Source organism: Mycobacterium sp. (genome assembly GCF_036488105.1).
GTDB lineage: Bacteria > Actinomycetota > Actinomycetes > Mycobacteriales > Mycobacteriaceae > Mycobacterium.
Genome location: NZ_DASXHW010000353.1, coordinates 1 through 10,860 on the forward strand (window position 1 = coordinate 1; position 10,860 = coordinate 10,860).

At 67.9% G+C, this 10,860-nt stretch carries 5 protein-coding genes and 1 pseudogene; all 6 read left to right on the forward strand.

Annotated features, from left to right (window positions below):
• A pseudogene (locus VGH54_RS18705) lies at positions 1-220 on the forward strand (hypothetical protein); the annotation flags it as partial.
• 492 nt (positions 221-712) lie between these two features.
• On the forward strand, positions 713-1,765 hold the full coding sequence (locus VGH54_RS18710) for an alpha/beta hydrolase family protein (RefSeq protein WP_331513570.1): 1,053 nt from the start codon (positions 713-715) through the stop codon (positions 1,763-1,765).
• A gap of 156 nt (positions 1,766-1,921) precedes the next feature.
• Positions 1,922-2,821, forward strand: coding sequence for an alpha/beta hydrolase family protein (locus VGH54_RS18715; RefSeq protein ID WP_331513571.1), 900 nt, complete (start codon positions 1,922-1,924; stop codon positions 2,819-2,821).
• A gap of 132 nt (positions 2,822-2,953) precedes the next feature.
• Positions 2,954-3,967, forward strand: a complete 1,014-nt coding sequence (locus VGH54_RS18720) for a cutinase family protein (RefSeq protein WP_331513572.1) — start codon at positions 2,954-2,956, stop codon at positions 3,965-3,967.
• Between the two features lie 311 nt (positions 3,968-4,278).
• The gene (gene fadD32 / locus VGH54_RS18725) at positions 4,279-6,174 is read left to right on the forward strand and encodes a long-chain-fatty-acid--AMP ligase FadD32 (RefSeq protein WP_331513573.1); all 1,896 of its coding nucleotides are present in this window, start codon (positions 4,279-4,281) and stop codon (positions 6,172-6,174) included.
• A 98-nt stretch (positions 6,175-6,272) separates the two neighbouring features.
• A partial coding sequence (gene pks13, locus VGH54_RS18730) for a polyketide synthase Pks13 (RefSeq protein WP_331513574.1) occupies positions 6,273-10,860 on the forward strand: 4,588 nt, incomplete at its 3' end.

Here is a 10,860-nt window from a genome sequence, read left to right on the forward strand (position 1 = left end):
GGCCGAGGCAGCGTTGCAGTGCCAAGGTACCCAGCAGATGCTGAATTCGGTGCGCGCTCCGATGGGCTTCCACCGGTTCCTGTCGAATCTTGTGCACTCCTTCTCGTTCACCCGCTACCGGATCGACCGTGTTCCGCGTTACGAACTCATCAGGTGCGGCCTGGCTGTGCCGGAACCGGGCGCTGCCCCCTACACCGGTCTGCCCGCCACCGGGCCGTAGCCGGGCGACGATGCAGAGCGCGAAGCGCGATGAGGAGGAACCCGGCAATCAGCCGTAGTAGCCGTCAGCCGAGAACAGTTATCGGCGGAAGAATTTTTGTCAGCCATTCGGTCGGCGTCCGCTGCGCGCGCCAGCTGGCGACCCGAATATCTGCCAGCAACCGTCAATATGTATCGTTACCGGCGAACGACCGCTCGTCGGCACATTCACAACGGGGTGATCAACAGCCGAGTCAGGCGGGCCCGGCCGTGGCGCGGGGCCCGGTGACGGGCCCACTCCGAGGAGAATCCACACCGCAACATGTGGTTCACTACGTGGGCACAGCTGCGCCGTCCGGTATCAATGCGGGCCTCCATGGCTTGCGGAGATCCGGACCCAGGCGGGCGCGCTCGGCACGATGCGGGCCAAGAAGCGGCTCGCTGAGATGCTGGGCAATAGGGCGATGCAGTCCGACCCACACCGTTGGGCCCGACAATGAATGAGGAAGCAAGAATGAGGCTTGTTGACAGGTTTCGCGGTGCGGCAAGGACTTTGCCGCGCCGGCTCGCGCTAGGGGCGGCCGCAGCGGCGCTGCTGCCGGGCCTGATCGGCGTCGTGGGCCAGACCGCGGACGCTGGCGCGTTCTCCCGCCCGGGTCTACCCGTCGAGTACCTGCAGGTGCCGTCGGCAGCCATGGGGCGTGACATCAAGATCCAGTTCCAGAGCGGTGGCGCCAACTCGCCGGCTGTGTACCTGCTCGACGGTCTTCGCGCGCAGGACGACTTCAACGGCTGGGACATCAACACCCAGGCCTTCGAGTGGTACCTGCAGTCCGGTCTGTCGCTCGTCATGCCGGTCGGCGGCCAGTCCAGCTGGTACACCGACTGGTACAAGCCGGCGTGCGGCAAGGCGGGCTGTCAGACCTACAAGTGGGAGACCTTCCTCACTAGCGAACTGCCGGCATTCCTGGCCACCAAAGGTGTGAAGAGCACCGGCGGCGCGGCCGTGGGTCTGTCGATGGCCGGTGCCTCGTCGCTGAACCTGGCCAACTACCACCCCGACCAGTTCATCGAGGTCGGCTCGTTCTCCGGTCTCATGGACCCCTCGCAGGGCATGGGACCGACGTTGATCGGCTTCGCAATGGGCGACGCCGGTGGCTACAAGCCCGCCGACATGTGGGGCCCCAAGGAGGACCCGGCCTGGCAGCGCAACGACCCGCTGGTCAACGTCAGCAAGACGGTGGCTAACAACACTCGCCTGTGGATGTACTGCGGTAACGGCAAGCCGTCCGACCTTGGTGGCGACAACCTGCCGGCCAAGTTCCTCGAGGGCTTCGTGCGCACCAGCAACATCAAGTTCCAGGACGCATACAACGCCGCCGGCGGTCACAACGCGCAGTTCCACTTCGACGCCAACGGCACGCACGACTGGCCGTACTGGGGCGCGCAGTTGCACGCCATGCTGCCCGACCTGCAGGCGACCCTCCATGCGACGCCGGGTGCCGGTCCCGGCCCGGGTGCGCCGGCTGGTGCTCCGGCTGCCACGGCCGCTGGCCAGCACACCTGAGCTAAGAACAGCACGGCTGACGGCGGCGACCTTGCGAGGTCGTCGCCGTTCGCCGTTTCTGGCGTCCGGTCTCCCGCGGTGTGATTAGCTACCTTGCGGAACCGGGGGCGATCGGCCCTCTCCTAATTTGTGGTCGAGCGACTAGCGAGGTCCGGGATGAGAAGTCTGTCGATGCTGCTACGGCTACTGTGCGCCGCTATGTTGGCGGCCGTCGGCTCGATGAGCCTTGCCGTGGGACACGGCGGCTCGGCCCGCGCGGCCGGCTACGAGACATTGATGGTGCCCTCGGCGGCGATGGGCCGCGACATCCCGGTGCAGTTCTTGGCCGGCGGCCCGCATGCGGTGTATCTGTTGGACGCCTTCAACGCCGCGCCGGACGTCAGCAACTGGGTGACCGCGGGTAACGCGATGAACACGTTGGCCGGCAAGGGCATCTCGGTGGCCGCGCCGGCCGGCGGCGCTTTCAGCATGTACACCAACTGGGAGCGGGATGGCAGCAAGCAGTGGGACACGTTCCTGTCGCAAGAGTTGCCGGACTGGCTGGCCGCCAACAAGGGCCTGGCCCCCGGTGGGCACGGGGTCGTCGGCGCCTCCCAGGGCGGCTACGCGGCGATGGCGCTGGCCACCTTCCACCCCGACCGCTTCGGCTTCGCCGGTTCGCTGTCGGGATTCCTGTACCCGTCGAACACCACCACCAACGGCGCGATCCTCGCGGGTCTGCAGCAGTTCGGTGGGGTCGACGGCAACGGCATGTGGGGAGCCCCGCAGCTGGGCCGGTGGAAGTGGCACGACCCGGATGTGCACGCAGGGATGCTGGCGCAGAACAACTCGCGGATCTGGGTCTGGAGCCCGATGAACATGGGCGGGGACGCCGCGGCGATGATCGGTCAGGCCGGCGAGGCGATGGGTAACGCCCGGTTCTTCTACCAGGAGTACCGCAACGTCGGCGGGCACAACGGCCACTTCGACTTCCCCACCGGCGGCAGCAATGACTGGGGCTCGTGGAGCTCGCAGCTGGGCGCGATGTCCGGCGACATCGTCGGGGCGATCCGCTAGCGCGTCGGCCGGAGCGGTGCCGCGAACCGGTACCGTGAAACAAAGCACGACAGCCCCGTACGACGGACCGTCACTACAAGCCCGGTACGGCACCTCGGCTGTCCAATCGACCGACTCTGCCAGCAGGAGACCATGGCTGTGAATTCCCGGCGGAAACGCCGTCGTCGCATTCTGGCGTTGATCGCCGCCGCCGCAGTCGCCCTGGTCGTCGGGCTGGTCATCCTCGCGGTGGTCGGCGTCCTGCGGCAGCGGGGCACCCCGCCGAGCGCGGTACCGCCCAGCATCGTGCCGCCGACCAGCAGTGCGGCTCACCCGCACAAGCCGCGGCCGGCCTCCCAAGACTCCAGCTGCCCCGACGTGCAGCTGATCGCGATCCCCGGGACCTGGGAATCGTCGCTGCAGGACAACCCGCTCAACCCGGTCCAGTTTCCGAAAGCGTTGTTGCTCAACGTCACTCGGCCGATCACCGAGCAGTTCAACTCCAGTCGGGTCGAGACGTTCACCGTTCCCTACACCGCGCAGTTCCACAATCCGCTGAGCAACGACCCGCAGATCTCCTACAACGACAGCCGGGCCGAGGGCACCCGCGCCGCGGTCAAGGCGATGACGGACATGAACGTCAAGTGCCCGTTGACCAGCTACGTGCTGGCGGGTTTCTCGCAGGGTGCGGTGATCGCGGGCGACCTCGCCAGCGACATCGGCAATGGTCGCGGACCGGTCGACGACGACCTGGTGCTGGGTGTGACGTTGATCGCCGATGGCCGCCGCCAGCAAGGGGTGGGCCAGTTCATCGGCCCCAACCCGCCGGGCGAAGGCGCCGAGATCATCCTGCACGAGGTGCCGGTGCTGTCCACCCTCGGTTTGACGATGACGGGCGCTCGGCCGGGCGGTTTCGGCGCGCTCGACGCCAAGACCAACGAGATCTGCGGAGCCGGCGACCTGATCTGCGCGGCTCCACCGGAGGCGTTCAGCCTGGCGAACCTGCCCAGGACGCTGGACATCCTGGCCGGCGGCGCCGGCCAACCGGTGCACGCGCTGTACGCCACCACCCAGTTCTGGAGTCTGGACGGCCAGCCGTCGACCGAGTGGACGTTGAATTGGGCGCACAATGCGATCGCGAACGCCCCCCATCCAAAACACGGGTGATCAGGCCCGCAACCGACGGCCCTGCGTCACTGATCACGATTGCGACAAGTTGTACCTTCAGATTTGGTCCGCGGCGCACCGACCACTAACATTAAGAGGAATTTAAGAGCAGCTGTATCGGTCGATCGCGTCGATGCGTTGCGGATTGTCGGGCGTGCCGTCTGTAGCATCGATGAGGTTTGCCGTTCGCGACATCCCTGCGCAGGCGAAACGTGCGGTGTCCGGCTGGGCCGACCCGCGTCGGACGTAGCCGTCGGCCCAGTCCGCAGTACCGCGGCCGACCGAGAACAGTTCTGACAGGAGTGCATGGCATGGCGTACCACAACCCGTTCATCGACAAGAACGGCCAGATCAAGTTCCCGGACAACACCGACCTGGTTCGTCACGTCGAGAAGTGGGCGAAGGTGCGCGGGGACCAGCTCGCCTACCGGTTCCTGGACTTCTCCACCGAACGTGAAGGCGTCGCGAAGGACATTTCGTGGGCCGAGTTCGGTGCCCGCAACCGCGCGGTGGGCGCGCGGCTTCAGCAGGTGACCCAGCCGGGTGACCGAGTCGCCATTCTGTGCCCGCAGAGCCTCGACTACCTGACCGCATTTTTCGGCACCTTGTACGCCGCCCGGATCGCGGTGCCGCTGTTCGATCCCGCCGAGCCGGGACACGTCGGCCGGTTGCACGCGGTGCTCGACGACTGCACCCCGGCGGCGATTCTGACCACCAGCGACTCCGCCGAGGGGGTCCGCAAGTTCTTCCGCAGCCGCCCGGCCAAGGAGCGGCCACGCGTGATCGCGGTGGACGCCGTCCCCAATGACGTCGCCAGCACCTGGGAGTCCAGCCTGGCCAGCCCGGGTACGGTCGCCTATCTGCAGTACACCTCCGGATCCACCCGCACCCCGACCGGCGTCGAGATCACGCACCTGAACCTGCCGACAAACGTGGTGCAGGTCATCCACGCGCTGGAGGGCCAGGACGGTGACCGCGGTGTGAGCTGGCTGCCGTTCTTCCATGACATGGGCCTGATCACCACCTTGTTGTCGACGGTGGTCGGCTACCGCTTCACGTTCATGACGCCCGCGGCCTTCGTGCGCCGGCCAAGCAGATGGATCCGCGAGCTCGCCCGCAAGGAAGGCGAGACCGGCGGGGTCTTCTCGGCCGCCCCGAACTTCGCCTTCGAACACGCGGCGCTGCGCGGCCTGCCCAAAGACGGCGAGCCGCCGCTGGACCTGAGCAACGTCAAGGCGATTCTCAACGGCAGCGAGCCGGTGTCGGCAGCATCGATACGTAAGTTCAACGACGCGTTCGGGCCCTACGGCTTCCAGGAGAAGGCGATCAAGCCGTCCTACGGTCTGGCCGAGGCCACCCTGTTCGTCTCGACCACCCCGATGGACGAGCCGCCCAGGATCATCAACGTCGACCGGGACGCGCTGAACACCGGACGGTTCGTCGAAGTGCCCGCCGATGCGCCGAACGGCGTCGCGCAGGCCTCCGCCGGCAAGGTCGGTGTCAGCGAGTGGGCGATCATCGTCGACGCCGAGACCGCCACCGAATTGCCCGACGGGCAGATCGGCGAGGTCTGGCTGCACGGCACGAACATGGGCGCCGGGTACTGGAACCGGAAAGAAGAGACCCAGGAGACGTTCAAGAACATCCTCAAGTCGCGCACCAGCCCGTCACGCGCCGAAGGCGCCGCCGACGACGGGACGTGGGTGCGCACCGGTGACTACGGCACCTACCACAACGATCACCTCTATATCACCGGCCGGGTCAAGGATCTGGTCATCGTCGACGGGCGTAACCACTACCCGCAGGATCTCGAGTACTCGGCGCAAGAAGCCAGCCGGGCCTTGCGCCCGGGCTACGTGGCCGCGTTCTCGGTGCCCACCAACCAACTGCCCGCAAGCGTTTTCGACGACCCGCACGCCGGCCTCAAGTACGACCCGGAGGACAGCTCCGAGCAGCTGGTGATCGTCGGTGAGCGTGCCGCCGGTGCGCACAAGCTCGACTACCAGCCCATCGCCGACGACATCCGGGCGGCCATCGCCGTCCGGCACGGAGTGACGGTGCGCGACGTCCTGTTGGTACAGGCCGGATCCGTGCCCCGGACCTCCAGTGGCAAGATCGGCCGCCGCGCATGCCGCGCCGCCTACATCGACGGCACCCTGCGCAGCGGCACCGCGGCCCCAAACTCCTTCCCTGACCAAACCGATTGAACGCGAATATGACTGACACCGACCTCGAATCCCAACCGTCGCCCGCTGGCGACGATGCAGAGCGCAGCGACGGCGGTGCAGCGCCAGCGCGCACCGACATGACCGTCGCCGAGGTACGGCGTTATCTGCGCACCTGGATCGGCCAGGCCACCGGGCAGTCGCCCGACGCGATCGGCGAGGCCACGCCGATGGTGGAGCTCGGCCTGTCCTCACGCGACGCGGTGGCGATGGCCGCCGACATCGAGGACCACACCGGGGTGACGGTGTCGATCGCGGTCGCCTTCGAGCACCCGACGATCGAATCGCTGGCCACCTGGATCGTCGAGGGCGACCCGGAGACCGAGGCCGCCGACGACGACACCGACTGGACCCGTACCGGGCCGGTCGAGCGCGTCGACATCGCCGTGGTGGGCCTGGCCACCCGGTTGCCCGGCGACCTGAACACTCCCGAGCAGACCTGGCAGGCGCTGCTGGAAGGTCGCGACGCGATCACCGACCTGCCCGAGGGCCGCTGGTCGGAGTTCATGGATGAGCCGCGGCTGGCCGAGCGGATCAAGAACGCCCGCACCCGCGGCGGATACCTCACCGACATCAAAGGATTCGACTCCGAGTTCTTCGCGCTGTCCAAGACCGAAGCCGACAACATCGACCCTCAGCAGCGGATGACGCTGGAGCTGACCTGGGAGGCGCTCGAGCACGCCCGCATCCCGGCCTCCAGCCTGCGCGGCGAGGCCGTCGGCGTCTACGTCGGCACTTCGGTGATGGACTACAGCTACCTGGCCATGTCGGATCCGACCGTCGCCCACCCGTACGCGATCACCGGTACCGCGAGTTCGATTGTGGCCAACCGGGTTTCGTACTTCTTCGACTTCCACGGCCCGTCGGTCGCGGTGGACACCGCCTGCTCGAGTTCGCTGGTCGCCACCCACCAGGCCGTGCAGGCGCTGCGCGGCGGCGAATGCGACGTGGCTGTCGCAGGAGGCGTCAACGCGCTGATCACGCCCGCGGTGACGCTCGGTTTCGACGAGATCGGCCAGGTACTCTCGCCGGACGGCCGGATCAAGTCGTTCTCCTCCGACGCCGACGGCTACACCCGCTCCGAGGGCGGCGCGATGCTGGTGCTCAAGCGGGTCGACGACGCCCGCCGCGACGGCGACCAGATTCTCGCGGTGATCGCCGGTAGCGCGATCAACCACGACGGCCGGTCCAACGGGCTGATCGCGCCGAACCCCGACGCGCAGGCCGATGTGCTGCGCCGGGCCTACAAGGACGCCGGCATCAACCCGCGCACCATCGACTACGTCGAGGCGCACGGCACCGGCACGGTGCTCGGTGACCCGATCGAGGCGCAGGCGCTGGGCCGGGTGATCGGCCGCGGCCGCCCCGCCGACAAGCCGCTTTTGCTCGGCGCGGTGAAAACCAATGTCGGGCATATGGAGTCGGCGGCCGGTGCGGCCAGCCTGACCAAGATGGTGCTGTCGCTGCAGCACGACAAGCTGCCGCCGTCGATCAACTACGCCGGGCCCAACCCGTACATCGACTTCGACGCCGCGCATCTGCGCGTGCTGGACACCGTCGCCGACTGGCCGCGCTACGGCGGGTATGCCGTGGCGGGTGTGTCCAGCTTCGGCTTCGGTGGCGCCAACGCGCACGTGGTGCTGCGTGAGGTGCTGCCCCGCGACGTCGTCGAGCGCGAGCCCGAACCGCAACCCGAGGCTGAGCCGGTGGCGGCCGCCGCCGAGGAGCACGGCGAGCTGGTAGGCGGGGTGCGTTTCGACGAGTACGGCGAGTTCATCGATTCTGCCGAAGCCGGCACCAGGCCGGCGGACGATGAGTACGGACTGCCCGGCCTCACCGACGAAGCCATCCGGCTCAAAGAGATCGCGCTGGAAGAGCTTGCGGCCGAAGAGGTTCCGGTGCCCGTGGTGCCGTTGCCGGTCTCGGCGTTCCTGACGTCGCGCAAGCGGGCCGCCGCGGCCGAGCTAGCCGACTGGATGGAAAGCCCTGAGGGCCAGGCGTCGTCGCTGGAATCGATCGGCCGGGCGCTGTCACGGCGCAACCACGGCCGTTCCCGCGCGGTGGTGCTGGCCCACGACCACGAAGAAGCCGTCAAGGGTCTGCGCGCGATCGCCGATGGCAAGCAGAAGCCCTACGTGTTCAGCACCGACGGGCCGGCGACCAATGGCCCGGTCTGGGCAATGGCCGGTTTCGGTGCGCAGCACCGCAAGATGGGCAAGAACCTGTACCTGCGCGACGAGGTCTTCGCCGAGTGGATCGACAAGGTCGACGCGCTGATTCAGGACGAGCGGGGCTACTCGGTCCTCGAGCTGATCCTCGACGACTCGGTTGACTACGGCATCGAAACCAGCAACGTCGTCATCTTCGCGATCCAGATCGCGCTCGGTGAGGTGCTCAAGAGTCATGGCGCCAAACCCGCTGCGGTGATTGGCCAGTCGCTGGGCGAACCCGCATCAGCCTACTTTGCCGGCGGGCTCTCGCTCGCCGACGCCACCCGGGTGATCTGCTCGCGCTCGCACCTGATGGGTGAGGGCGAGGCGATGTTGTTCGGCGAGTACATCCGGTTCATGGCGCTGGTCGAGTACTCCGCCGACGAACTCAAGACGGTGTTCGCCGACTTCCCCGGCCTGGAGGTGTGTGTCTACGCCGCGCCGAGTCAGACCGTCATCGGCGGGCCGCCCGACGAGATCGACGCGATCGTCGCCCGCGCCGAGGCGGAAGGGCGCTTCGCCCGCAAACTCCAGACCAAGGGCGCCGGCCACACGTCGCAGATGGATCCGCTGCTGGGCGAGTTCTCCGCTGAGCTGCAAGGAATTTCGCCGACCAGCCCGAAGATCGGGATCTTCTCCACGGTGCACGAGGGGACCTACGTCCGGCCGGGCGGCGAGCCGATCCACGATGTCGCCTACTGGCTCAAGGGCATGCGGCATTCGGTGTACTTCACCCACGGCGTGCGCAACGCCGTCGACAACGGGTACACCACGTTTTTGGAGCTCGCGCCGAACCCGGTCGCGCTGATGCAGATCGGATTGACTACCGCGGCCGCGGGATTGCCGGACGCACAGCTGATCCCGACGCTGGCCCGCAAGCAGGACGACGTCGAGTCGATGATCTCGGCGATGGCGCAGTTGTTCGTGTTCGGGCACGACCTCGACATCCGCACACTGTTCACTCGCGCGTCCGGTCCAGAGGACTACGCGAACATTCCGCCGACCAAGTTCCGCCGCAAGGAGCACTGGCTGGATGCGCACTTCTCCGGCGACGGCTCGGTGCTCATGCCCGGCACGCACGTGGCGATGCCCGACGGCCGGCATGTCTGGGAGTACGCGCCGCGCGGGGAGGCCGATCTGGCCGCTCTGGTGAGAGCCGCTGCGACGCAAGTGCTTCCGGATGCGGTGCTGACCGCCTCCGAGCAGCGCGCCGTGCCGGCCGCCAACGCCCGGCTGGTGACGACGCTGACCCGTCACCCCGGTGGCGCGGCCGTGCAGATCCACGCGCGCATCGACGAGTCCTTCACGCTGGTCTACGACGCGCTGGTGTCGCGGGCGGGCCAGGCCTCGGTGTTGCCGACCGCCGTGGGCGCGGGTGCGGCGATCGCCGCGACGCAGACCTCGGTGGCCGCACCGGTCGCCGAGCCCGCAGCGGATGAGCCCGTGGTCGACGCCGTGACCGACAGCCTGACCGCCCGTCAGGTGGGCGCGCTGGCCCGGTGGATACCGGATTCCGGTGAGACGATTCGTGATCGGCTGGCGGCCATCGTATCGATGGCGATGGGTTACGAGCCCGAGGATCTGCCCTGGGAGGTCCCGCTGGTCGAACTCGGCCTCGATTCGATGATGGCCGTGCGGATCAAGAACCGCGTCGAGTACGACTTCGACCTGCCGCCGATTCAGCTGCAGGCGGTTCGCGACGCCAACCTCTACGGCGTCGAGAAGCTGATCGAATACGCGATCGAGCACCGCGACGAGGTGCAGCAGCTGCACGAGCACCAGAAGACCCTGACCGCCGACGAGATCGCCGCGGAGCAGGCGGCCATGCTGTCCGGGGTGACACCGCCGTCGCTGGCCGCGCTGTCACCCGACACCCAGACCGAGCCCGAGACGCGGTCGGATGCCGCGATCCCGCCGCCGCCGACCAACCCGGCCGGTCCTGCCGCGCAACCCGCGGCACCCAACTTGGCGGGTGCCGCGCAGGCACTCAACCAGCAGGCCGTCGCCGACGCGCTGGGTTCGGATATCCCGCCCCGGGATGCCGCCGAGCGCGTCGCGTTCGCGACGTGGGCCATCGTCACCGGCAAGTCGCCGGGCGGCATCTTCAACGACCTGCCCAAGCTGGACGACGCCGCCGCCGCCAAGATGGCGGAGCGGTTGTCCGAGCGCGCCGAGGGCACGATCACCGTTGACGACGTCAAGGCGGCCGAGACCATCGAGCAGCTCGCGACCACCGTGCGCGAATTCCTGGAGGCCGGCCAGATCGACGGCTTCGTCCGCACGCTTCGGGCCAGGCCCGAAGGCTCCACCAAGCCACCGGTTTTCGTGTTCCACGCCGCGGGCGGCTCGACGGTGGTCTACGAGCCGCTGCTGAGCCGTCTGCCGGCCGACACCCCGATGTACGGCTTCGAGCGGGTCGAGGGAACCATCGAAGAGCGTGCCGCGCAATACGTTCCGA

Bases quoted from the DNA above. Each gene is read 5' to 3' on its own strand.
- VGH54_RS18710 (WP_331513570.1), top strand. From the start codon at position 713: ATGAGGCTTGTTGACAGGTTTCGCGGTGCGGCAAGGACTTTGCCGCGC.
- fadD32 (WP_331513573.1), top strand. From the start codon at position 4,279: ATGGCGTACCACAACCCGTTCATCGACAAGAACGGCCAGATCAAGTTC.
- VGH54_RS18715 (WP_331513571.1), top strand. From the start codon at position 1,922: ATGAGAAGTCTGTCGATGCTGCTACGGCTACTGTGCGCCGCTATGTTG.
- VGH54_RS18720 (WP_331513572.1), top strand. From the start codon at position 2,954: ATGGCTGTGAATTCCCGGCGGAAACGCCGTCGTCGCATTCTGGCGTTG.